Below are 24,144 nucleotides of genomic sequence, written 5' to 3' on the forward strand. Positions count from 1 at the left end.
CAAATTTACTATAAATAGAAGCTTACTCACGGCGGGAGGGAATGATTGCAAATCCAGACAGAGCGAGCGCCCGCAGAAGAGAAGCCTAAAGCTTTTCGATCGACTGGAATATCGGAGGATTGATAGATACCTCAACTGCCGGCGCGGGATTATTGGAAGAACGGGGTCATTCGCCCCGGCGACGGGATTAATCTTCTAATTGATTTAAATAGAAGCTGATGTAGTGCGGGATAGAAAAAATGTGATACCAGATCAATTGAGCGCCCGCAGAAGAGAAGCCTAAAGCTTTTCGATCGACTGGAATATCGGAGGATTGATAGATACCTCAACTGCCGGCGCGGGATTATTGGAAGAACGGGGTCATTCGCCCCGGCGATGGGATTAATCTTCTAATTGATTTAAATAGAAGCTGATGTAGTGCGGGATAGAAAGAATGTGATACCAGATCAATTGAGCGCCCGCAGAAGAGAAGCCTAAAGCTTTTCGATCGACTGGAATATCGGAGGATTGATAGATGCCTCAACTGCCGGCGAGAGATTATTGGAAGAACGGGATCATTCTCCCCGGCGATGGGATCAATCTTCGAAGTTATTTAAATAGAGGCTTACTCACGGCGGGAGGGAATGGTTGCAAATCCAGACAGAGCGAGCGCCCGCAGAAGAGAAGCCTAAAGCTTTTCGATCGACTGGAATATCGGAGGATTGATAGATGCCTCAACTGCCGGCGAGAGATTATTGGAAGAACAGGATTATTCGCCCCGGCGATGCGATGACTATTCTTATTTTTAATAAATAGAGATTCACAAAAAAGGGCTACCGATGGTAACCCTCTCTCTAGTGAATAATTTATTGATACTAATGATCTACTAAGTGATTAATAACCATCATGATCATGTGGTCTGATTTTACCACTAAAGATCTTATGAACATAGAATGTATAGATCAAAATTAGCGGTAACACAATCGCAACTCCCCAAAGGGTAAATTCTAACGATTTAGGGGCTGAACTTGCCTCCCAAATAGTGAGTTTTCCAAGAATAATATCAGGGAAAATACTATAACCAAAGCCGATGAAGGTACAGAGGACAATCAAGACTGAGAAGAGGTAAGGAACCCAGTCATACTTGTAAGTCGTATCTGATTCGATAAACTTCGTCACCATAAAGATGATGAAAGCAAAGATCACACAAGCCGCAGGGATGGGCATGAGATAGAGTAGGTGCGGATAAGAGAACCATTTCTCATAAACAATCGGGCTTGTATACGGCATACCGACAGAAACGAGGATAATTGCCAAGAATGCGAGGAAGATGGAGTGACGAATAGCTTTTGCCGCAAAAAGACGAATATGCCCTTCTGCCTTAAAAATAAGCCATGCTGAGCCTAATAACGCATAACCAAAGCAGACAGCAACGCCCACGCAGAGTGCGAAGATCCAGTTAGCAACAGTATGTTCAAGGCCAGTAGCATAAATCCCAATCATGACTCCTTGAGACATTGTGGCAAGGTAAGAACCGAAGCAGAAGAGACGATCCCAAAGGATTTTACGATGCTCTTGCGCGGTATTACGGAAGTCAAAAGCCGCGCCTCGAATAATCAGTCCACCAAGCATTAAGACTGTAGGGATATAGAGGGTCACAAGAATATCACCATACGCTTTTGGGAAAGCGATGAAGATGACACCAATTCCTAACACAATCCAAGTCTCATTAGCATCCCAGAAAGGATCAACCGTTGCGACCATTTGATCTCGATCTTCTCGCTTACTCATAAACGGGAAGAGAATCCCAACGCCGAGATCGTAACCATCGAAGATAATATAGAAGAAAACAGCTGCCGCCATCAGGCCGGCAAATATTACGGGTAAAATTGTAGCAGCATCCATGATTTACGCTCCTTGTTGTTCTGCAGCAATATTGCGCTTAACAGTCTTATTAATCATGTAGAAGAGGACTGATAAGTAGCTGACGAGGACAAATAGATAAATTAAAGAATAGATCAGTAACGAGGGAATCATGACTGAAACGCCATGGGGTGCAACCGCATCTGCTGTCTTAATGAGGTCGTAAACGATCCAAGGTTGACGCCCAATTTCAGTAGTGTACCAGCCAAAGATAACCGCAACCCAACCTGAGAAGGTCATCATAAAGAAGACACGAATCATCTTCCGACCAATCTCTTTCCGGCGCATGAGCTGCACAGCACCGATCCAAGAGGTGAGGAGCATTAATAAACCAATACCCACCATGATTCTAAAGCTCCAGAAGACAATCGCAACCGGCGGATGCTCTTTAAACTCATTCAATCCACGAACTTCCCCATCCCAACTATGGGTGAGAATTAAGCTTCCTAAATGGGGGATAGACAGGGCAAAGTCATTACTGCGAGTCTCTTCATTCGGGAAGGCGATCACATTAAAGGCAACAGGCGCTTCGGTATCCCAAATGGCTTCAATCGCGGCTAATTTATCGGGCTGATGTTTTAAGACTAAAAGCCCTGATTGGTCGCCAATAAAGATTTGAATAGGGATTAAGATAGCGGCCACAATCACACCCACATTCAGCGCTTTACGACTTGCTTCTGAAGGGTCGCCTTTCATAATCTTATAGGCAGAAATCCCTGCCACTAAGAATGCAGCGGTTAAGCCTGAAGCGAGTAACATATGGGCAAGGCGAGTTAAGAGAGAAGGGGTAAAGATCGCATCCCACCAGCTCGTCACGTGTGCAACACCATCGATCATCTCATAGCCTGCGGGAGTTTGCATCCAAGAGTTGAGTGCAATAATCCAGAAAGCAGAAAGCGTAGTCCCCACCGCCACTAAGAAAGTCGCAAGATTGTGAATAAAAGGAGATACACGTTTCTGCCCAAAGAGCATCACCCCAAGGAATGTTGCTTCTAGGAAGAATGCAGTGAGTACTTCATAGCCTAATAATGGACCTGCGATATTGCCCACGTGTTCCATAAATCCAGGCCAGTTAGTACCAAATTGGAAGCTCATAGTGACCCCGGTAACAACGCCGATGGCAAAGCTTAGAGCAAAGATTTTAACCCAGAAGTTGTAAGCATTGAGCCATTGCTGATTATTGGTCTTCTCATAACGCAGTTTAAAGAAGAGCAATATCCAGGCAAGTGCAATGTTGATACTAGGAAAGATAATGTGAAACGTAATGTTAATGGCGAACTGTATTCGCGCGAGTACTATAGGATCGAGTTCCATATAAAGCCCTCTTGGAAATTACAAAATAATAAGTAGAGCTATTATAGAGCATTTTATTGATAAATCTAAATATAGAAAAATATAAATTGTTTTAAATTTACAAAAAGGTAAATGGCTGTTCTACAATTCGATTTTATGAGTATTTTAAAGAGACATTTCCAATATTTTGGAAGATCAAAATTGATTGAGAACAATATGAAAATAAGATGAAAATAGGGTGAAAAATCGGATCATTTGAGTGTTAGAATTAGCGTTCAAAGGGTTTCATTGTATGAGTTAGAAATAATCTGACAATCGGTGTATGATTAACGCTTCTTTATTTTTCATTATTTATTCATCATTATCAGTAGATCATCGCCGGCGGGCGAAAAAGGGATGAGCAGTTATTATGGCACAAGAGTGGATTTATGGATTTCACGCAGTAGAAGCGGCAATTAGAGAAGATCGAGTGATTCGAGTGATGCTTGATCCAAGCCGTAAAGATAAGCGAATGCAGGAATTTTATCTTTTAGCAGAACAATTCCATATTAAAGTAGAACGTGTTGATAGTGCGACACTTGACCAACAGATGCCTGATAGCCGCCATCAAGGCGTGCTTGCGCTGATTGAAGTCCGTGCGCCGGAGGGAGAAGAATTCCTCTATAAACTGCTCGATGAGATTGATCAAGCAGGGGAGCATCCTTTTCTCTTGATCTTAGATGAAGTCCAAGATCCCCATAATGTGGGGGCTTGTCTACGCAGTGCCGAAGCCTTTGGTGTAGATGCGGTGATTGTGCCGAAAGATAATGCCTGTTCTTTAACGCCGATTGTGCGTAAAGTATCGAGTGGTAGCTCTGAGCGAGTCCCTTTTATTGAAGTGACGAATCTTTCTCGAATGTTAGAGAAGATCAAAGCGCGTGGTATTTGGGTTTCAGGGCTTGCCGGCGGAGGGGATACGACCATTTTCACTGCAGATTTTCGAGGACCATTAGCGATTGTAATGGGCTCAGAAGGATCAGGAATGCGTCGTTTAACTGAGAAGAATTGTGATTTTATCGTGAAGATCCCGATGGAAGGAGAGATCGAAAGTCTTAATGTTTCAGTGGCAACGGGCGTCACATTAGCCGAAGCTTATCGTCAACGTCATTTTGGGAAATAGCCCAAATCTGCTATTCGCTCAAGGAATCAAGCGACTCATCGTGTCACCATAAGCAGCGCTAAAAAAGGATAAATTTTTAATGAATCTATCCTTTTGCTTTTTTTGAGATATATCTTTTGAGGCTAATTCTCGAGATATAGTCAGATCGGTTCAATATAAGTTAATTCAAATGCCGGCGCATCGACTGTAAAAAACAAGGAAGCTGTGCTATCCGGCATCTTGCAAGTGTTGGTAAGTCAAGTTTTATGTTCTTTTAAAATCCCGCAGTAGCGGTTAAAAAACCATTTTTCTTAAACCCAATTTACTATAATTATCTTGAGACAACTTTCGTCATTAATCCGGCACGCGACGTTGATACTGTTCTGCTTCGCTGTGGGCTTGATCATCTTTGCGACGCATATCGTTAGGGCGTAAAAAGGTATAAGCCACAAAACCGGTAAACCAGAGCAGAAAGCCGAAAGGAACACAGATCGTCACAAGATAGATGCCGATTTTTTGTGAACCAAAGATTAATACCGGAATCCCGATCAATGTTCCGATCAGTGAGATAATCATTCCAGCGTAAAACATAAATTTATTGAGGGCTAACATCGTACAGAACCTTTTAGCGAGTGAATTATTTTAGTGGAAAGACTTCAAAAAGAAGTGTTTCACACATTGATTGTCTAAATATATCATAAATTATCAAGAGCTAATATAGCGAATCCGTAGTGCATCTATTCCCGAAAATGGTCAACCGGTAGTTAAGAGGCAGTTAATAACCTCGTTGTGGATTGATAATATTGTGAGGTAATTCGCCGGCGATCACTCTGGTAATATTCTCTAATACTTGCGTTGTCGCGGTATCAGGGTTAGTTGAGGCAGCAACGTGGGGCGTAATAATCAGCTCGGAAGAATGCCAAAAAGGATGATTTTCCGGCAAGGGTTCTGTAGAGAAGACATCAAGAAGCGCGCCGGAGAGTTGCCCCTGATCGATGGCTGAGAGGAGATCGGTTTCAATAAGATGATCCCCGCGCGCAGGATTAATGAGATAAGCCCCTTGTTTGAGTTGGGCAAAGAGTGATCCATTTAAAATCCCTCGCGTTTCCGGCGTTAAGGGCAATAGGCAGATCAGAAGGTCAAGTTCGGAGGCGAACTGATCTAGTGTGGATTCGCCGGCGAAGCTCTTGAGAAAATCGATCGATTTTTCACTTCTCGCCCAGCCTCTTAGCGCTGTGAAACCATTTTGATAGAGTCTTTTAGCGACCGATAATCCCAGTTCCCCTAAGCCTAAAATTCCAATTTGAAACTCTGAATGACGATGACGGGGAAGCGGTTGCCAAAAGGATTCTTGTTGCTGTTTTTGATAACGTTGAAATTGCCGGAAAGCAGTGAGTGTGCCATATAAGCAATACTCTTCCATTTGGGTGATCATATCTTGATCGATAATGCGCGCAATAGGAACTTCTGACGGCAAATCAGGGCACGCAAAGAGATGGTCAACGCCCATTCCTAAGGATTGAATGAGTTTAAGATGGGTTAGACGTGGAAAGATTCCCCGAGGCGGTTTCCAAGCAAGCACCACATCAATGCCGGCAAAATCAAATTGCTCGATATCGGTAATATCTTGATAATTAATTAAATTCAGTGTTATCTCGGTATTGGTATTGAGATTATTATTGAGATGGCGCTTCGCAAACATCGCCTGCCAGCGATCAAATCCCCGGCCATTTTCGGTAAGATAGAGAATATTTAACGCATTGTGAGTGGCTTGTTTCATCAGTAGTTCCTTGCCTGATCTTCAATTTTGGGGTTCTTTGTAGTCATTATGCCTTTAGTGTATCTAAAGCTGCAATGATAAAGAAGAGTCCTAGGGAACGAGTCGTAGAGGATCAGTAGTAGAACAGAATAAGCAGCGAGCGAGTTTAGAGATTCTATGATAGGAAGAGCGATCAAGCTTGCTTAAGGGCGAGCCTTGAGCTTTAGTGAATTGTGTTACAATATTGCGCAATAAATATTAATGATAGATTGCCTTATAAGTAAGATCGGCTCAAAATAGGCATTATTTCAATGCCGGCGCATCGGCTGATCGAGGCAAGGAAGCTGTTCTATCCGGCATCTTGCAAGTATGGGTGAGTCAGGTTTTATATTCTTTTAAAATCCCACACTAGCTGCTTAAAACTATTTTTTTAAACCCAATTTACTATAAATTGCATTGTAGATCAGAAGGATCACTCATAATGACGAACGACAAATTAGCAACAGAATCAACCGCTAAGCCCAAAGAATATTACCACGAGCAATATGGTTTAACGCTGCCTCATAGCGATGTTGTGAGTTTAGTGGAGCAGTACCAGATTGCGCCTTGTAAAACCTTAGATCTAGGCTGTGGACAAGGGCGAAATAGCCTCTATCTTGCAGAGCGTGGGTTTGAGCTCACTTCGGTCGATCTTAATCAGATGTCGATCGATGGTTTAATTGAGATCGCCGCGAAAGAGGGGCTTCGTAATATTCAAGCGCAGGCATACGATATTAATCAAGCGGCCATTAGCGAGCGGTATGATCTGATTATCTCTACAGTCGTTTTAATGTTTGTGCAGCAAGATCGTATTGAAGCGATTATTGAGAATATGCAAGCGCAGACGAATGTGGGCGGTTATAACCTCATTGTGTCGGCAATGTCGACAGCGGCGTACCCTTTTGATGGATTTCCTTGCACCTTTGCTGAAGGACAATTATCAGGGCTCTATCAAGATTGGAAGATGTTGCATTATGATGAAAATGTCGGAGAACTTCATCGGTTAGATGCTGATGGCAACCGAATGAAACTACAATTTGCGACTATTTTGGCACAAAAAGTAGCGTAAAGGATCTATTGGATAGCGCAATAATTCAAAAGGGAATATGAATGGCGATTAGCGATGAGGATAAAGCCCTGTTCCGGGCAACAATTGGGCGGGTAAAGCGGGTAACAAATCCTAGGGAAAAAGTGCAACACCCAAGACCTAAGCGCCCGATTATTATCCATAAACCCTTGCGAGAAGAGATGATACTGCAGGATCTGATGAGCGATGACCCCACTTGGATTGAGACCGATATTGAGACCGAGATGCGTTTTCGCCGAGATGGAGTATCGCCTAGGATTTTACGTAAATTGGTGCAAGGGGATTTTTCGCCGGAAGCGAGTATTGATCTACACGGATTAACGGCAAGCCAAGCGCGAGATGCGTTGCAGGAGTTTCTCTATTTTGCGCTCAAACAGAATCTTTTCTGTATCAAGATTGTCCACGGACAAGGGCACTCTTCGCAGGGAGACCCGATTATCCGCGGGTTAATTGCACGTTGGTTACCGTTACAGGCGGATATTTTAGCTTTTGCCAATCCACCGCAGCGATATGGTGGAAGAGGTGTCACGCTCTGTGTTCTTAAATCACAAGATCCTTTTGGAAAATTTGATTAATGAGTAACTAATTTAGAGTAAGATCGGTTCAAAAGCAGCTTAAATAAGGCTAATTTAAATGCCGACGCATCAGTTGATCGAGGTAAATAAGCTGTTCTATCCGGTATTTTGCAAGTGTTGGTGAGTCAGGTTTTATGTTTTGTTTTATGTTTTTTTAATCCCACAATAGCTGTTTAAAAACCATTTTTCTTAAACTAAATTGTCCATATAATATCAATCTGAATATCAATATAAATAATATACGGATTATTGCTATAATAAAATATCGTTTCCCAATCAATGCGCTACTTCAATAAGCGCCTTTCAAGAAAAGAGGTCGTTCATCTATGTCGTTCGATACTACGCACGCTTATCAGGTTTTAGATCCGCAAACAGTGCCGATTACCGGCAATATGATGATTGAAGCGTCTGCAGGAACAGGGAAAACGTATACGATTACGCTCTTAGTGTTACGTCTATTATTGGGGTTAAATCAAGGTGCTCAAACCGCTTGCATATCGTCTGATAACGATTTTTTTACCACAGATGAGAATGAAAAAGCGCTCAATAGTGCACGCAAGTTGCCGGAGATATTGATCGTTACCTTTACAAATGCGGCGACGGCGGAGTTGAAAGAGCGGATCTATAGCAAAATTGTGGAGTTAAAAGAGAGCTTTTTCCTCTATACCGATATCTTAATGCAAAAAGAGCCTATCGATATTTTGCCTGATCCGGCGTTACAGCCTCTCATCGAAGTATTTATTGCGATGCGTGAAGAGATGGGGGTGACACCAGTCGAGGCCATTGGAGAGGCCATTGCGCTCTTAACGGATGCTGAAGGGGCGATTGATCAGGCTTCTATCTTCACAATCCACGCTTTCTCACAACGCCTACTGAAAGAGAATGCGCTTGACCTTGGGCAATCATTCCATTTTGAGCTATCGCAAGATCTCTCTGCGCTCTATCGGGAAGCGGTTTACCATTTTTGGCGAGAAGAGTGTTATCCCCTTGATCTACGATTATCACAAGTTGTGCAACATCTTTATGGTGTACCGATTGATAGTTCGATCTACGGTTCTACCAATTTATTAGGCTTAATTCGGCCCTTAATTGAAGATCCCTCATTAATTGAGAATGATCATTTTGAAACAACATCACTCAAAAAACTTTTAAGTGAAAAATTGGGGCTGATTGATGATATTAAGGCGCGTTGTTTAACCTTTACAGAAACAGATTTTCGGAATCTGATTGATGAAGTGGGCTTAAAAAAGGCCTCTTACAAGACGAATCTTGTGACTAAGTATCACGAGGAGATGCAGACTTGGGCGCGTAGCGATGCGCAAGGGGGATTTAGTAGTCTTGAGAAATTTACCCTTAAATATATGGAGAGTCGCCTGCAGCCGGAGGGCGATCTTCGGCGGATGAAGCCAGCGCATTGGGATCTCTTTGAGGATCTTGCTAAGCTTGATCAAGATCGACCTAAGTTACTACATTATGCCGCTTATAAGGTTGTTCGTATTATTCAACAGCTTAAAAGGTCAGAATCGGTGCTCGGTTTTAGCGATCTCTTAACGGAGCTTAACGAGCAGACGAAGTCGCTCTCAACACAATTTATCGAATCACTACATCTGCGATATCGGGTGGTCTTAATTGATGAATTTCAGGATACCGATCATCTGCAACTCGATACCTTTCGTCGGCTCTTTTTCGATTATCCTGAGATCCCTTTTGTAATGATTGGTGATCCGAAACAGTCGATTTATGGCTTTCGGGGCGCGGATATTAATGCGTATTTGAGCATTAAAGGGGATGTGGATCAGATCTATACGCTTAACACCAATTATCGCTCGGGAACCTTGCAGGTTGATGCGGTGAATCAGCTCTTTGGCCGGCGTGCGAAGATCAATCCGCCTTTTATCTATGAGCAGATTCCTTTTATTACCATTGGTACGCCGGAAAAGGCGAAGCAGACAATGTTGACTGGCGTGACGCTTGATCCTGCCGGTATGACACTGCTTGATTATCAAGCGCCGGCATTTGAGTTAAAAATAGATAAGAAGACTAAAAAGGAGAAGCTCTCTCAAGGAACATTCCAAACCCGTATTGCTGAAGTGTGCGCCAAAATGGTAGTACAACTGCTTAATGAGGGGCGATTAGTCACAAACGAAGGAGAGAAAGCAGTTGCGCCGGAAGATATTACAATCCTAGTGCGCAGTAATCGTGAGGCGGATTATATTCAGCGGGCTTTTCGTAAAGCGGGCTTAAATAGTGTTTATCTCTCTGAGCGAAACTCTGTTTTTGATCCTGAAGAGAGTATTGTCGGCGATCTCTATCTCTTTTTACGAAGCTTAGTCTTCCGCCACGAGCGAGGAGCATTACTGCAATCCTTGGGCTCGGTGCTCTATGGTTTCTCAGTGACTGAATATGAGGAGATTAAGCGAGATTCAGCGCAATTTGAAGCGCTACTTGTGGAGCGTAATCGCTTAAATGAGATATGGGGTCGAAGTGGTGTATTGGCGATGATGCGTAGTTTCATTGTGAAGGATAATCGTTTAGGGCGCTTATTAGCTTTGGAAAATGGTGAGCGCTTAGCGAGCGACCTCTTTCATCTTGGGGAATTACTGCAGAAAGAGTCCTTTAACAGTAAAGAGGCACTATTATTGTGGCTCTATGAAAAGATGTATGGCATTAGCCCGAATAGTGAGGCGGAGCTTCGTTTAGAGAGTGATTTTAAAACGATTCAGATTATGACGATTCATAAATCTAAAGGGTTAGAGTTTCCAATCGTATTTTTACCGTTTGGCAGTTTTAAATCTCGAGAGCAGAAATCAGGGGTGATTGTTAATTCAGAGGCTCAAGATCCAACGCAAAAACGGCGCTATATCTTTGAAGGAACGGCAGAAGAGGAAGAGCTACAATATTTCCAACAAGAAGCCTTAGCAGAAGATCTACGGCTACTCTACGTGGCATTAACAAGGGCAAAATTCCATACCTTTATTGGCTTTAGCCAACAATTAGCCGATAAAGCGCTAGAGAATAGTCCATTAGCCTATCTGATGAATATTACCGGCGATGCACAAGATTTTTATGCCAATTTCAATGAGGCATTGAGCTATTTACCGGTCACTTACGAAGATCTTAAAGCGCCGCTTCATTATAGTGCTCTTGAAGAACAACCTGAATCGCAAATCCCTGCACAATTTACCCGGAAATTGGGGCCCTTGTGGCGCTTTACGAGCTTCTCAAATCTCTCTTATCAACTGAAGTGGAACCATTTTACGCCGATGTTAGCCGATGAGAAAGAGATTGAATCGGAAACGGATGAGCTAACGTTGTTAGAGGAAGAATGGGGTACGAGTGACGGAGCATTAACAGATTTATCCGCTATTGCTGAAAGTCCCATTGCCGAAACACCTATGGCTGAAAGCCTGTTTCCTAAAGGAGCAGTGACAGGGAACTTTATTCATCTTCTTTTAGAGCGATTTACGCCGGAAGAGTTAGAGAATCCAAAGCTATTAGAGCGACAAGTGACGCGTCATTTTGCCCATTTGGTGCCGGAAGAGCGTTTGCCGGGATTGGTAGTTGAATTACAACATTGGCTACAACATATTTTTGATGCAAGTTTGCCAATCGAGAGCAATCTACGGCAGATCTTATCAGGTTCTCGTAATGTGAAAGAGCTTGAATTTATGTTTCCTATTCGCACCTTATTAACCGCCCAAAAACTCAATGCTATTTTAAATCGTTATATCCCAAGAACAGAGGCCGAATCCCTCTCTTTTGAGGAGATGCGGGGCTTCTTGCGTGGGTTTATCGATCTCTTTTTTGAGGTAGATGGCCGTTACTATGTGGCGGATTATAAGAGTAATACCTTAGCGCCGACAAAGGCAGGATATGATGAAACGGCGATGTTACATTCCATTAAACACGCCCATTATGATCTGCAATATCTGATCTATACGGTGGCAATGGTGAAATTTCTGCAAAATCAACAGCCTGATTTTGATTATGAGCGTGATTTTGGTGGCGTATTCTACTTTTATCTACGGGGAATGGAAGCCGGTGACACAACCGGGATCTACTATGTAAAACCCGATTATAGTGTGATTGCAGAGCTTTTAGCACTATTTGGTGAAGCGGCGTCAGAGGAAGTGGCGTAGATATTAAGTCGATATTGAGAAGCATCGATATTGCATTGGTGGTGAAGCCGGTTATTGAATTAAAGATCGGATCAAATGTTGAGAAGATCTTAAAATCAGAATTGAAGAGAGGGAAGTAAAATGGGGGATATGAGTGGAATAGCGTTGGCGCTAGAGAGTGCAAGATCCGCTTTAGGGGCGGCATTGCAATCCTATCGGCGTGAGATGGCGGAAACAGCAGCGGAGAAGTTGCAAAAAGGGAAGTCACAAAAAGAGAAGTCACAAAAAGAGAAGTCACAAAAAGAGCGGACAATTGAGCAACATTTTAATGCCTATCTGCAACTATTGACGGAGCGCCGTTACTTTTCTCATATCGATCTCTACTTCTCTGATTTCATCTCACAAAAGCAAGATTTACCGTTGATTGAACGGTTACAATATCGCTTTCTGCTTCTGTTATTAAGCCGTGCTTATGGCTATGGGCATACGGCGTTGCCTTTTCACTATCTCTATCAGCCACATAAATGGTTTAATGAAAATGATGATCTTGATCGAATCTCTGTGATTGAAGATTTCTTGCAGTTCTTGTTTCAGGTGTCACTGCAAGATGACCTCGATCGAGATGATCAAGATCATCGAGATTCGGATAATGAATCAATAAAGATCCACTCTTCATTAAAGGATTGTTGGCAACCGATTTTCGCAGTCATCCAAGCGCCGATTATTGTTACTCACAATGGACTCTATCTTGATCGCAATTATGCCCAAGAGAGTGAAATTGTTGAATTTTTTGGAAGCCCGCACGCAGTTCAGTTGAGTAATGAGCAAGAGGCTTTCTTACGCGCTCGATTAGATCAATATTTTGGCATCAGTGATGAAGTTAATTGGCAAAAAGTAGCGGCGGCGAATGCGCTTCTTAATCGTGTCTCGGTGATCTCAGGCGGACCTGGAACTGGAAAAACAACCACCGTCTTTAAAATCTTACAAACCTTAATTGATCAACATTATTGGCAGTCAGAAGCGGACACGCCTTTCTCTATTTTATTAGCAGCCCCTACCGGTAAGGCGGCGGCGCGTCTATCTGAATCGATCTTAGGACAGATGCGGAAACTTCAAGAGCGCTATGCCGAGAGTGAGGGCGATCAACGCATCGCTTTTGAACGGCAATTAGCGCTCATTCCCACCAAAGGGCAGACACTTCATCGTCTTTTAATGATTCATCCTTTTACTCAGCAAGCGCAATTTCATCAAAATAATCCGCTCAATTTTGATCTCTTGATTGTCGATGAAGCCTCGATGATTGATCAGAAGATGTTAGTACAACTCATCCGTGCATTGCCGGAGAATGGTCAGATTATCTTTTTAGGCGATAAAGATCAGCTTGCTTCAGTGGAAGCCGGAGCGATTATGCACGAGTTATGTGTCTCTGAAAATTATTCTGAATCCCACTTTAATGCACTCTCAACCTTAATGAGTGAGCGACTGCCTAAAGAGACGCTTGTGAATGCAAGAATGCCGAGCTTTAATTATCTGAGCTTCTTAAAGCAGAGTTACCGTTTTGATGCAAATTCAGCCCTTGGGCAATTAGCGAAGATTATTAATAATCAGGCAAATACCGATCGAGATTGGCAATGGCATACGATTCAGGGATTACTTAAAAAGGCAGAAAAATCGGCATTGAATGGGGGCAAGGCGCTATTAACCCTAACCGATTTGCCGATGGAGAATCGCCTCTTTGAATCGAAAATTCAAGAGGCTTTCGCACCCTATCTCGCACAGCTTCAAACCGGGAAAGGTGCGAGTTTTGCGAGCGAAACATTTAAAGTCTTTACGCAAATTGGTGTACTTTCGGCAAGACGAACGGGGGAATATGGGGCTGTTCGGCTTAATCAGCAGATTCGGGAGATTCTCTTTCCACAATTAGCGCACTATAATTTCTTTCACGGATTACCCATTATGGTGACACAAAATAGTGCAGAAAATCAGCTCTTCAATGGCGATGTGGGGCTTATTTTAAGAGATGAGAAAGGAGAGCTTCGAGCCTATTTTGAAGGCGTGGGAGAAGCGCGTGCTTTTTCGATTCACGCCTTGCCGAAATTTGAACCCGCCTTTGCGATGACGATTCATAAATCACAAGGCAGTGAGTTTACCAAAGTCTTGCTCTTTTTAGGGGCGGAAGGTTCGCCATTTTTGACCAAAGAGCTCTTCTATACGGGCATTACGCGCGCGAAAGAAGCGGTGGATCTCTTTGCCGGAACGCCGGCGATTCTCTCGGCGCTTTCGGGGCGCGTTGATCGCTTTAGCTTTATTCATCAACGCTTGAAAGCAATGCAATAAACAAGGATTTGGAACTTGAAAAAGCGATGAAAAAAGTGAAAAAATTGTGGTTTATGGCTTGTGAATTTCACTTTTAGGGGTGATAATTAACAATCATTCAAATGACATAAATTCTCATTTCACCTACTTTGGAAATGTGGTCACACATTCTCTTTCAAAGTAGGTCAATGCTATTGTTGATTGTAATAGCGTCTGAAAAATAGGCTCTATAAAGTAAGCTATCTAGATACTTGTCTGCAGGTCTGAAAATCCGATCCTGAAAATAGGCTTTAAGATATCATTTTAAGATATTAGTTATGAATAACTCTATAAACACTATTTATTAAAATGAATAATAAATAATAGTGTGATGATGATAGAAATGATTATAGAGATGATGGTAACGCGTACAGGGTACGGATAATAGGGGCTGTGAAAGGCTATTAAAAGGCTATCAAAAGGCTATCAAAAGGTAAGCAAAGTAATATAGAAAGACAATAGCGGGAACATTCAACAATTTAATAACAAATAGATCAATAGAAAGGATATCTATGGCAAAAGTAGATCAATTGCAGGAGCTCAAAGAAGCGCCGATTAAGAAACTTTTATGGAAATACTCTTTGCCGGCGATTATCGGGAGCTCTGTTGCGGCACTTTATAATATTATTACCCGTTACTTCGTCGGGAATGCGAGTTACTTAGATGATCACGCATTAAGTGCGATGGGCATTGCATTGCCGGTAATGACATTAATTGCGGCATTTGGGATGTTAGTAGGGGCCGGCGCGGGGAGTCGGATTTCTATTTTTCTAGGCAATCAAGATTACGATAAAGCTGAAAGTGTTGTCGGGACATCGCTACTTTTGACGCTGATTATTACGCTCACCGTCTCTTATGGGTTATTTCTCTTTTTAGAGCCGCTTGTCTATAAACTCGGGGCAGATGAAGAGACTTATCAATATACTTATGATTTCTTACGGATCTTCTTGCCGGGGGCAATCTTCTCAAATCTCTGCTTTAGTTTTAATAATATGATGCGCGCCTCGGGCTATCCTCGTAAAGCGATGTATACGATGCTATTAACGCTCGTGGTGAATACGATCCTAGCGCCCTTTTTTATTAATTTCTTGAAGTGGGGTATTCAAGGAGCGGCAATTTCGATTGTCTCTTCGATGGTGATCGGGACGATCTTTGTAATGGGGCATTTTGTTGGCAAGAATACGCTATTGCGGTTTAGACTCTCTAAAATTCGCTTGAATTGGCAGATTACTAAAGCCGTTTTAAGTATCGGAATGTCCCCATTTTTGATGAATATTGTGTCAGCAGTCATTATCTTTATTATCATTCATCAGGTGAAAATTTTCGGGGGCTCGATCGGCGTTGCAGCTTATACTATCGCGAATGTGACCTTGATGTTAGTTGTATTGGTGCTCTTAGGTCTTACACAAGGAATGCAACCGATCGTGGGTTATAGTTACGGTGCCGGTGCTTATCATCGGTTACGGGAAGCCTTACTCTATACCATTAAAGTAGGGGTAATGATTGGGATTATTGCTTCTTCTATCGGTATCTTCTTCCCGGCGATCTTAGTGCGTCCTTTTAACCCCTCTGAAACATTGGCGGTTGAAACGATGGGTGCTATTCGTATTGTAACGATGTTATTTCCCTTAGTGGGCTTTCAGATGGTCGTCACTATTTTCTTCCAAAGCATTGGTAAAGTAGGGCATTCGATCTTCTTAAGCCTCAGCCGACAAATTATCTTCTTAATCCCGGCGCTCTTTATTTTGCCAAGACTCTTTACAGAGTGGGGTTATAAACCCATTTTCGGCGTTTGGTTCTCGATTCCAACGGCTGACTTTATTTCCGCCTTTACAGCGGCGCTTTTCCTCTGGTTACAGTTGCGGGAATTTAAGAAATTGCGTTTAGCGCATGAGGCAGAGTTAATGGCGAAAACACAAAAAGAAGCTTAATCATTAACGCATCTATCTTGTGAGGTATCTTATCGGTATCTCATCGGTAGATGTACAGAAAGCGATCTGATGGTCGCTTTTTTTATGTAACTAGAAGAGGCGGTATGGTGAATATAGTAATATCGGTTCAAAATAAGCATTATTTAAATAAGCTTGTTTAAATGCCGGGCATCGGCTGATCGAGGCAAGGAAGCCGTTCTATCCGGCATCTTGCAAATGGTGTTTAAAACCCTTTTTCTTAAACCAAATTTACTATAACAGGATCTCCTCTCTATGATCACTCCTCATTATCCGCGAGAGATCAGCTATTTTTTTTGGAAATATAGTAAGATGAAAGGAATCATATCTCATCGTTAAAGGAGATCATAATGGCTGAGCAGAATAACCGTCAAACATCTACCTCAACTTCAACGTCAAATCCAAAGTCAACCACAGAAAAAGGGCAAGATCGGCAAGAGAAGATTGCCAGCGGTTTACGCGATGTACGGAAAATGAACTACTCTCGGATGGTGATGAGTGGACTTGGAAATTTAGTGATTCTTCTTATCTGTTTCTGGATTCATTGGGGCTTAGGGCTTGCTTTTGCAGTCTTCTGGCTCTTTGTGATGCCTTATTTAGATATGCGCCGCCTACGGAAATATGAAGCAGAGCATCCGCCTGTGCTGCCCTCAAGTAAAGATTTTGATGATTCGCCACTATTTCCGGAGGATGATCAGAATAATGAACAAGATGATCAATGGAAATCCTGGGATGATTGGGATGCGTGGCAGGGTACAGAGGCAGATTCAAAGCGGAGTCAATCAATGCAGAGTCAAGTAAAGCAGGGACAATTAAAAGCCGATCAATCAAAAAACGATCAATCAACCAAACGTGAGATTGATAGCCGATAGTCAATAACAGATAGTCAGTCACAAACAACCGATGTACCGGTCTTGTAATACACTGATTTTGAACCTATTTCACCTTATAGCATAAAGGTAACGATTCTGACTCGTTACCTTTGTTGTATTGTCTGAAGAGAATGTTGTTTTATAGTACTATCGGTTCAAAATAAATTGATTCAAATGCCGGCGCATCGACTGTGAAAAACAAGGAAGCTGTTCTATCCGGCATCTTGCAAGTGTTGGTGAATCAGGTTTTAGGTTCTTTTAAAATCCCGCAGTAGCGGTTTAAAAACCATTTTTCTTAAACCAAATTTACTATATTGTCTGAATAGAATATTGTCGAAATAGATCTCTCTATTTTTGAACATTTGCGCAATTGGGAGCGGGCTATTAAATTCCCTCTTCGCCCTCAATCTCTTCGATCGCATCGGCTTCTTCAATGGCTTTTTGCTGATCTTGTGAAATGGTATCAGGTTGCGTTGTTGCTGGCTTAAAGCTCTCTTCTAAATAGCCAAAGCATTGGGTAAAGCTATTTTCAAATTTAGAAGCATCAATTTTTTGTGTGACAAGCTCTGATAAGGCTAACTCTTTAGGTCCTAAAGAATCTAGTGCAAGCTTGCCGCTGAGTACTTTAATCATAAAGTTCTCTTCAGTCTTTGAGAGATTAGCATCCCCAAGATTCTCTTCATAGACTTTAGAGATACAATCGCAGTAGTAAGGGTTTGCCAATGATTCTTGAATACAATACTGGTAATTCGCTTTAGCAATACGCTTTGCTTGCGCACTATCGGCAAGTGCTAGATTCAATAGACCTGTGCCGGCAATCAATGTTGTTATTGTAACGCGAGAGAGCAGATGTAATGCCATAAAATCCCCTATCTGATAGTTGCTCTTGTTATGATGGATGCCACTTAGTGTAGAAGATTCTGATAAAAGGTGCAAAGGATCATCGAGTTATTTCTGACAATAATTTTGAGTACTATGATTTTTCTGCTTCATAAAAGGATTCGATGGCGCTAATCGGTTCTAATGAGATATGGCCTTTATTGACAGCGATAAATTGTTGCGACAATTGTTCCGCCTCTTTGACATTATGGGTTACATAGAGAATCGGGATTTGGAATTGATCGGGGATTTCAATGAGATATTTTAAGATCTCTTCTTTGCGCGCCTGATCTAATGCCGAGAGCGGTTCATCCATTAAGAGGATTTGTGGAGAGCTTAAGAGCGCACGACCGATGGCAATCCGTTGTTTTTCCCCGCCGGAAAGATAAGCGATGCGTTTTTTGAGGAGCGGTTCGATGCCAAGGAGTGCCACAATTTTGGCGAATAATTCAGGGTTTTTCTCTTTTTCCCCGTAGCGGAGATTTTTCTCAACAGAATAGTGAGGGAAAAGGGTCGGATCTTGAAAGACATAGCCAATCCCCCGTTTATGAATGGGCAGCGAAATATGTTGATCCGTATCGAGAATGACCGTTCCATTAATGGCAATATAGCCTTTTTGCGGTGTCATTTTGCCGGAGATGAAATTGAGTAACGTCGTTTTACCGGAACCTGATGGTCCAAAGATAGAGATAATACCGGTTGCAGGAAGCTCAAGGTGTGCCTCAAAGGTGAAATCTTGAAAAGGATGGGTAATGTCGATCGTAATCATAATAGGGACTTGTCGCTTAATAGAATGGGTCAAATAGTGAATTATCAGATTGATTCTGCCGGGTATTTCTCGATAAAAATCGACTAAGATTGCAAACCCAACCGTTTTTTATGAGCTCTCTGTAACACTTCGGAGAGGAAAAGTGCAATAAAAGAGATGGCAATAGCAATAATACAGAGACGCATTGTCGCGGATTCTTGATTGGGAATTTGAATAAGGGTATACATTGCTAATGGCAAGGTTCGGGTTTCACCGGGGATATTCGATACGAAGGTAATTGTGGCGCCAAATTCCCCCAGTGAGCGCGCAAAGGCTAGCACTACGCCGGCAATGATACCGGGCATTGCTAAGGGTAGTGTCACGGTAAAGAACATCTTGAGCCGAGAAGCGCCTAAGCTACGGGCGGCAAATTCGAGATTTTGATCAATGGATTCAAAACTAATGCGGATAGCGCGCACTAAGAGTGGGAACGAGACAACGGCAGATGCAAGGGCCGCTCCTTTCCAATTAAAGCTAAAAGAGATGCCGAAGATCTGATCAATCCATTTTCCAAGATAGCCATTTCGCCCCATTGTAATCAATAGTAGATAACCAATGACAACCGGCGGTAAAACAAGGGGAAGATTAATGATGCTATCGAGGATTGTTTTACCTCGGAAGTTTTTCCGAGCAAGAACCCAAGCGCATAGAATACCGAAAGGGAGGCTAAAGATAATGGCAACTGCGCCGATCTTTAAGCTTAAAACAATGATTGACCATTCATATTCAGTGAGAATCATTAGGTATCGCGTCCTTGTTTCTGATGTTAAATATAGTAATGTCGGTTCAAAATAAGCTTATTTAAATGCCGGCGAATCGGCTGTAATAAGTAAGGAAGCCATTCTATCCGGCATATTGCAAGTGTTGTTTAAAATCAGTTTTCTTAAACCAAATTTACTATAGTACTGTTAGATATCGTGAAAAGAGAGATGATTATAGCTTATTAGGGCGTTTGTGATTCGATGATCCCTCTAAAAAAGAATATTCATATCAATGGCAAATGAAGATGTCGAGCCATTAGATATGAATATCTATCTTAAAACTATTCGAAAACTCTTCGAAAATGATCCGAAAATGACCTTGAAACAATCTTAAAATATTCAGCCGCTAATAGATGAATACTACTAGATGAATATCTTAATTGTGTTGATGACAAGGTTTTCGAGTCAATCTATTTAGTCGGTGCTGCAAAGCCATATTTTTTAAAAATAGCCGCCGCATCATCACTTAAAAGATATTTGTAGAATCCCTCAACAGGTTCTGAAGCGCGATCTTTCATAATAGCAATAGGGTACTCAATCGGCTCGTGAAGATCCGCAGGGAATGTGGTCACCGTTTTCACTTTCTCACTGACACTTGCATCAGAGGAGTAAACAACCCCTAAATCTGCTTCTTTCACTTCTACTAAGAGAAGGGCTGCGCGCACGTTTTGTGCTGCGGCAACGCGAGGTTCAACAGTCTTCCAAACGCCTAATTTTTCAAAAGATTCTTTGGCATAGAGACCTGCCGGAACGTGATCAGGATCACCTAAGGCAATATGTGTTTTCGCTAGCGCATCTTTCCAAAATTCATTAGAGGCAAATTCGACTTTATATTTTGTAGGATTCTCTTTGTAAGTGATAAGCGCTAACTCATTTTTAACGATATTAGTGCGCGTTGGATTATCGATGAGATTTTTCTCTTCAAGATAGTTCATCCAGCTTTGGTTTGCTGAGATAAAGATATCTGCCGGTGCGCCTTGTTCGATTTGGCGTGCAAGATTTGATGAAGAGTCATAGAGCGATTCGATATGATCTTGACTGTCGATTTTACCGTATGCTTCAGTGATCTCATCCACTGCATTTTGGAGTGATGCTGCTGCGAAAACAGTGATGTTTTCTGCTTGAGCCATTAAACTTGCAGGGAGAATAAGGAGCGCAAGCGCACTTCTTTTAAAGAGTTTCATATTTTATTCCTCAATATTGTAACTGTGAACAGTGTGGGTGAAGATTCAAAAATAGAGGGAGTACATTCCCTTAAAAATCCCATAAACGTATTTAACATAAGTCATTTATCGCTAATATGTAACTACCCAATATAACTAGATGAGTCAGGATGGAGAGCGTTTGTTGTTACAATATGGGGGAAGAATGCAGGGAAAAAGCTTTAGAAATCTTGTCGGGTACGCTATAAGATTAAGAGGAGGCGGATCAGGCTTTTCAAGTAGAACTTGTAAAAGAGGCGTATAATGTGATTCGTTATGAATAATAAACAATCTATCGACTGAAGAAATGGGTGAGTGAGGTTTGGATGAGTGCGGTTTTTATCTGAAAATCTGAACCCTTTAGAAGCTTGAGAAGATAGATCGACTTATAAAAAGAGAGAAACAATGATTGAACAAAAATCCCCCCAACTTTTATGGCAACATTTTGCACAATTAAGCGCTATTCCTCGCCCCTCTAAAAAAGAGGAGAGAGTCCGCGCATTCTATAAAGCGTATGCGGCAGAGAAAGGCTTCGCTTTTGATGAAGATGAGATCGGTAATATCGTGATTAAAAAGCCGGCAACACCGGGTTATGAAAATGCCCCGAAGGTGATTTTACAAGGTCATATCGATATGGTTTGTCAAAAGCGGGATGAGAGTGATCACGATTTTGATAATGACCCGATTGCGCTACAGATCAAAGAGGATTGGCTCTATGCAACCGATACGACTTTAGGGGCGGATAATGGGATTGGTGTTGCCGCAGCGGTTGCGATCTTAGAAGATGAGACAGCAGAACACGGTCCATTAGAAGTGCTCTTAACTGTGGATGAAGAGCAAGGTATGGGCGGCGTGCAGAATATTCGGGAGAATTGGTTAGAGGGGCAATATCTTCTCAATCTCGATAGTGAAGAAGAGGGAGAATGTACGGTCGGTTGTGCCGGTGGCTCTGATTTTGCGGTGACGAAATCACTGAATTTCGATCAAGAAGCACGAGGTGTTTTCTATCGTGTCACTGTTGAAGGGTTACGGGGCGGACATTCCGGGATTGATGTGCATAAAGAGCTTGGGAATGCCAATATGCTTTTAGCGGAACTACTGGCCGGATTTGCGCATCGCTCGGCGTTACGTTTAGCTTCTTTTACCGGCGGGACATTACGCAATGCGATTCCGCGTTCAGCGGTGGCGGTTGTTTCTGTACACGAAGCGCATAAAGCAGATTTTGAAGCCTATCTTGAAGAGATGAATCAATCCTTTAAAGCGCGTTTAAAAGGGGCGGATGAGGGTGTGAATATTCGATTTGTCGCTTCTGAACCGCAACCGACGATTGACGCTGAAGAGAGTGCAAAAGTGCTCAACTTGTTGCTGTTATTGCCTTGTGGGGTGATTCGTAAATCGGTGGAAATCCCTGTTGTTGAAACAAGCTGTAATGTTGGCGTTGTCCGCATTGATCCTGAACATCAATTGCAGATCGATCTTTTAGCAAGATCAATCACAGATCGAGGCTTAGATGTGGTGCGGACACGTATTAAGGCTGCAGCACTGCTAAGTGGTGCATTCTCTGAAGAGAGCAATGATTATCCTGCGTGGCAGCCTAATCTTGACTCAGTGCCATTACAGCGCTTATTAGAGGTCTATCGTGCAGAAACAGGGGAAGAGATGAAAATTTCTGTATTGCACGCCGGACTTGAAACAGGGCTTTTAGGTCAGAAATATCCTCATTTAGAGATGGTAAGCTTTGGGCCTACGATTAAAGGGGCTCATTCACCGGATGAGCGAGTGAATATTCCAAGTGTTGATCGTTTCTATCATCTTTTAAAGTTACTGTTGAAAAATTTGAAGTAGGAAGAAGATCGGCTTAACTCTATGATGAACATACCCTCTCATGAGGAGAATATGCTATTGTAAGAGAGGTAAAGCCTATTTATTGAGATGGTCAGTGCAGAGATTGCTGTCGTAACTATTGTCGGAATTATTATCGCAATATTCGTTCAATACTTGTTTAATCAATAGTTGCTTAATAAATGGGCTAATGATGAAAGGATTCATTGAATCAATAGATCGAAAATGATCATATAAGGTGATCGATTGAAAGGAATGATGTGAGAAGATCTTCTGAAAAGAATGTTCTAAGTCGTGTGATTTCTAAGCTTTGATGGTCTTACAAAGAGTTCTATTGCAAAGAATCATTAACAAAAGAGAAGAGGATAGTATGACAACTTCAACCAAAATTTATGATTTTGATGAGATTATCAATCGCCGTAATAATAACTCAGATAAATGGTGTGCTTATTCAAAAGAAGTGCTTCCTATGTGGATTGCGGATATGGATTTTAAAGCGGCCGATGAGATTGTAGATGGTTTGACAGCGATGGCACAAACCGGCGTATATGGTTACGGGAAAGCGCGTCCTGATCGCCTATTAGAAGCAATCGTCTATCGCCTACAGCGCCTATATAATTGGACAATTGCGAAAGAGAGCATTGTTATGTTGCCAAGCCTTGTGAGTGGTTTTAATATCGCCGCTAATTTGGCACTGCGGGAGAATCCTAATGCAGAATATCTCTTTCACACGCCGGCTTATCCGCCCTTTTTTGCCATTGAGAAAAATGTGGGGAGCAAAGGGATTGCGGTGCCGCTCATCGAGAAAGTCGAGGGCAACACACTGCGTTATGAGATCGACTTTGACAAAATGGAAGCCACTGTTACGGACAATACTAAGATTTTTATGCTCTGTAACCCACAAAACCCATCGGGTCGTGTCTTCACAAAAGAGGAGCTATTAGCTTTAGAAGCTTTTGCTGAGAAGCATGATTTAATCGTGCTTTCGGATGAGATTCATGCGGAGCTTTTATGGGAAGGGGAACATATTCCTTACGCAACATTGAATGAGCGGGCAAAAGCACAGACGATTACGCTTATTTCTGCAAGTAAGACTTTTAACTTACCAGGGTTAAGTGGCGGCTTTGCGATTATTGAGAATCCTGAACTTCGGGAAGCATATGAGAAAGCAATGATGGGCTTTATCCCTCGTATGAATGTATTTGCCATGAAAGGTACAGAGCTGGCTTTTGATTATGGTGATGAGTGGCTTTCGCAGCTTAAAACCTATCTGATCGCTAATCGTGATTATTTAGTGGCTGAGCTTTCGAAGATTGAAGGCCTTAAATTTACCGTACCAGAAGCAACCTTTTTAATGTGGCTCGATTTCTCTGATACTTCAATTGCCGGTAATGCTTATCAATCTCTATTAGATCATGGCTTAGCCTTAAATGATGGCAATACTTTTGGTGCAGATGACAACTATGCCCGCATCAATTTTGGCACATCTCGCTGCAATATTGAGAAGGCGGTAGAGATTATACGAGGGACTTTAGGAAAAGCTACTTCATAAAGTATCTAATTCC

Annotated in this window: 17 protein-coding genes; 9 read left to right on the forward strand and 8 right to left on the reverse strand. The window is 42.2% G+C overall.

Annotated features, from left to right (window positions below):
* Positions 1-873 precede the first annotated feature (873 nt).
* Both WMO13_RS02400 and WMO13_RS02405 read right to left on the reverse strand, forming a co-directional pair.
* Positions 874-1,884: a cytochrome d ubiquinol oxidase subunit II gene (locus WMO13_RS02400; protein ID WP_026878614.1), complete on the reverse strand. Its 1,011-nt coding sequence runs from the start codon at positions 1,882-1,884 to the stop codon at positions 874-876.
* Positions 1,885-1,887: 3 nt separating this feature from the next.
* Positions 1,888-3,216, reverse strand: a complete 1,329-nt coding sequence (locus tag WMO13_RS02405) for a cytochrome ubiquinol oxidase subunit I (RefSeq protein ID WP_026878613.1) — start codon at positions 3,214-3,216, stop codon at positions 1,888-1,890.
* Positions 3,217-3,604: 388 nt separating this feature from the next.
* Between WMO13_RS02405 and rlmB the strand changes: the two genes are divergently transcribed.
* On the forward strand, positions 3,605-4,354 hold the full coding sequence (gene rlmB / locus WMO13_RS02410) for a 23S rRNA (guanosine(2251)-2'-O)-methyltransferase RlmB (RefSeq protein WP_026878612.1): 750 nt from the start codon (positions 3,605-3,607) through the stop codon (positions 4,352-4,354).
* 333 nt (positions 4,355-4,687) lie between these two features.
* Here the strand turns inward: rlmB and WMO13_RS02415 are convergent, their stop codons facing one another.
* Together WMO13_RS02415 and WMO13_RS02420 are read right to left on the reverse strand one after the other, a co-directional pair.
* A complete protein-coding gene (locus WMO13_RS02415) occupies positions 4,688-4,945 on the reverse strand; it encodes a hypothetical protein (RefSeq protein WP_026878611.1) in 258 nt (85 codons plus the stop codon).
* 163 nt (positions 4,946-5,108) lie between these two features.
* Positions 5,109-6,113, reverse strand: a complete 1,005-nt coding sequence (locus WMO13_RS02420) for an NAD(P)-dependent oxidoreductase (RefSeq protein WP_051396147.1) — start codon at positions 6,111-6,113, stop codon at positions 5,109-5,111.
* A gap of 460 nt (positions 6,114-6,573) precedes the next feature.
* Between WMO13_RS02420 and tehB the strand changes: the two genes are divergently transcribed.
* From tehB to WMO13_RS02450, 6 genes are all read left to right on the forward strand, one after another.
* Positions 6,574-7,200, forward strand: a complete 627-nt coding sequence (gene tehB / locus WMO13_RS02425; protein WP_026878609.1) for a tellurite resistance methyltransferase TehB — start codon at positions 6,574-6,576, stop codon at positions 7,198-7,200.
* A gap of 41 nt (positions 7,201-7,241) precedes the next feature.
* Positions 7,242-7,793: a Smr/MutS family protein gene (locus WMO13_RS02430; protein WP_026878608.1), complete on the forward strand. Its 552-nt coding sequence runs from the start codon at positions 7,242-7,244 to the stop codon at positions 7,791-7,793.
* A 326-nt stretch (positions 7,794-8,119) separates the two neighbouring features.
* Entirely contained in the window at positions 8,120-11,932 is a 3,813-nt protein-coding gene (recB, locus tag WMO13_RS02435) for an exodeoxyribonuclease V subunit beta (protein WP_026878607.1), read from the forward strand.
* A gap of 120 nt (positions 11,933-12,052) precedes the next feature.
* A complete protein-coding gene (recD, locus tag WMO13_RS02440) occupies positions 12,053-14,248 on the forward strand; it encodes an exodeoxyribonuclease V subunit alpha (RefSeq protein WP_026878606.1) in 2,196 nt (731 codons plus the stop codon).
* Between the two features lie 530 nt (positions 14,249-14,778).
* On the forward strand, positions 14,779-16,197 hold the full coding sequence (locus WMO13_RS02445; protein ID WP_026878605.1) for an MATE family efflux transporter: 1,419 nt from the start codon (positions 14,779-14,781) through the stop codon (positions 16,195-16,197).
* Between the two features lie 368 nt (positions 16,198-16,565).
* On the forward strand, positions 16,566-17,087 hold the full coding sequence (locus WMO13_RS02450; protein ID WP_026878604.1) for a hypothetical protein: 522 nt from the start codon (positions 16,566-16,568) through the stop codon (positions 17,085-17,087).
* A gap of 384 nt (positions 17,088-17,471) precedes the next feature.
* Here WMO13_RS02450 and WMO13_RS02455 read toward each other — a convergent pair whose 3' ends face one another.
* The 4 genes from WMO13_RS02455 to modA all read right to left on the reverse strand — a co-directional run bounded on the left by WMO13_RS02455 (position 17,472) and on the right by modA (position 20,719).
* Positions 17,472-17,948: a hypothetical protein gene (locus WMO13_RS02455; RefSeq protein WP_026878603.1), complete on the reverse strand. Its 477-nt coding sequence runs from the start codon at positions 17,946-17,948 to the stop codon at positions 17,472-17,474.
* 112 nt (positions 17,949-18,060) lie between these two features.
* On the reverse strand, positions 18,061-18,735 hold the full coding sequence (locus tag WMO13_RS02460; protein ID WP_026878602.1) for a molybdenum ABC transporter ATP-binding protein: 675 nt from the start codon (positions 18,733-18,735) through the stop codon (positions 18,061-18,063).
* A gap of 83 nt (positions 18,736-18,818) precedes the next feature.
* Positions 18,819-19,514, reverse strand: coding sequence for a molybdate ABC transporter permease subunit (gene modB, locus WMO13_RS02465; protein ID WP_156923253.1), 696 nt, complete (start codon positions 19,512-19,514; stop codon positions 18,819-18,821).
* 431 nt (positions 19,515-19,945) lie between these two features.
* Positions 19,946-20,719 (reverse strand): molybdate ABC transporter substrate-binding protein, encoded by a 774-nt coding sequence (modA, locus tag WMO13_RS02470; protein ID WP_026878600.1) that lies wholly within the window; start codon positions 20,717-20,719, stop codon positions 19,946-19,948.
* Positions 20,720-21,142: 423 nt separating this feature from the next.
* On the opposite strand from modA, the gene WMO13_RS02475 reads away from it, so the two are divergent.
* Positions 21,143-22,582: an aminoacyl-histidine dipeptidase gene (locus WMO13_RS02475; RefSeq protein WP_026878599.1), complete on the forward strand. Its 1,440-nt coding sequence runs from the start codon at positions 21,143-21,145 to the stop codon at positions 22,580-22,582.
* 367 nt (positions 22,583-22,949) lie between these two features.
* Positions 22,950-24,131, forward strand: coding sequence for a MalY/PatB family protein (locus tag WMO13_RS02480; protein ID WP_026878598.1), 1,182 nt, complete (start codon positions 22,950-22,952; stop codon positions 24,129-24,131).
* Positions 24,132-24,144 lie beyond the last annotated feature (13 nt).

The organism is Ignatzschineria larvae DSM 13226, from assembly GCF_038500265.1.
In the GTDB taxonomy this organism is placed as follows: domain Bacteria; phylum Pseudomonadota; class Gammaproteobacteria; order Cardiobacteriales; family Wohlfahrtiimonadaceae; genus Ignatzschineria; species Ignatzschineria larvae.

What these genes read in the sequence shown, in the direction of transcription:
- WMO13_RS02400 (WP_026878614.1), bottom strand. Translation starts at nt 1,884, where the DNA reads ATGGATGCTGCTACAATTTTACCCGTAATATTTGCCGGCCTGATGGCG.
- WMO13_RS02405 (WP_026878613.1), bottom strand. Translation starts at nt 3,216, where the DNA reads ATGGAACTCGATCCTATAGTACTCGCGCGAATACAGTTCGCCATTAAC.
- rlmB (WP_026878612.1), top strand. Translation starts at nt 3,605, where the DNA reads ATGGCACAAGAGTGGATTTATGGATTTCACGCAGTAGAAGCGGCAATT.
- WMO13_RS02415 (WP_026878611.1), bottom strand. Translation starts at nt 4,945, where the DNA reads ATGTTAGCCCTCAATAAATTTATGTTTTACGCTGGAATGATTATCTCA.
- WMO13_RS02420 (WP_051396147.1), bottom strand. Translation starts at nt 6,113, where the DNA reads ATGAAACAAGCCACTCACAATGCGTTAAATATTCTCTATCTTACCGAA.
- tehB (WP_026878609.1), top strand. Translation starts at nt 6,574, where the DNA reads ATGACGAACGACAAATTAGCAACAGAATCAACCGCTAAGCCCAAAGAA.
- WMO13_RS02430 (WP_026878608.1), top strand. Translation starts at nt 7,242, where the DNA reads ATGGCGATTAGCGATGAGGATAAAGCCCTGTTCCGGGCAACAATTGGG.
- recB (WP_026878607.1), top strand. Translation starts at nt 8,120, where the DNA reads ATGTCGTTCGATACTACGCACGCTTATCAGGTTTTAGATCCGCAAACA.
- recD (WP_026878606.1), top strand. Translation starts at nt 12,053, where the DNA reads ATGGGGGATATGAGTGGAATAGCGTTGGCGCTAGAGAGTGCAAGATCC.
- WMO13_RS02445 (WP_026878605.1), top strand. Translation starts at nt 14,779, where the DNA reads ATGGCAAAAGTAGATCAATTGCAGGAGCTCAAAGAAGCGCCGATTAAG.
- WMO13_RS02450 (WP_026878604.1), top strand. Translation starts at nt 16,566, where the DNA reads ATGGCTGAGCAGAATAACCGTCAAACATCTACCTCAACTTCAACGTCA.
- WMO13_RS02455 (WP_026878603.1), bottom strand. Translation starts at nt 17,948, where the DNA reads ATGGCATTACATCTGCTCTCTCGCGTTACAATAACAACATTGATTGCC.
- WMO13_RS02460 (WP_026878602.1), bottom strand. Translation starts at nt 18,735, where the DNA reads ATGATTACGATCGACATTACCCATCCTTTTCAAGATTTCACCTTTGAG.
- modB (WP_156923253.1), bottom strand. Translation starts at nt 19,514, where the DNA reads ATGATTCTCACTGAATATGAATGGTCAATCATTGTTTTAAGCTTAAAG.
- modA (WP_026878600.1), bottom strand. Translation starts at nt 20,719, where the DNA reads ATGAAACTCTTTAAAAGAAGTGCGCTTGCGCTCCTTATTCTCCCTGCA.
- WMO13_RS02475 (WP_026878599.1), top strand. Translation starts at nt 21,143, where the DNA reads ATGATTGAACAAAAATCCCCCCAACTTTTATGGCAACATTTTGCACAA.
- WMO13_RS02480 (WP_026878598.1), top strand. Translation starts at nt 22,950, where the DNA reads ATGACAACTTCAACCAAAATTTATGATTTTGATGAGATTATCAATCGC.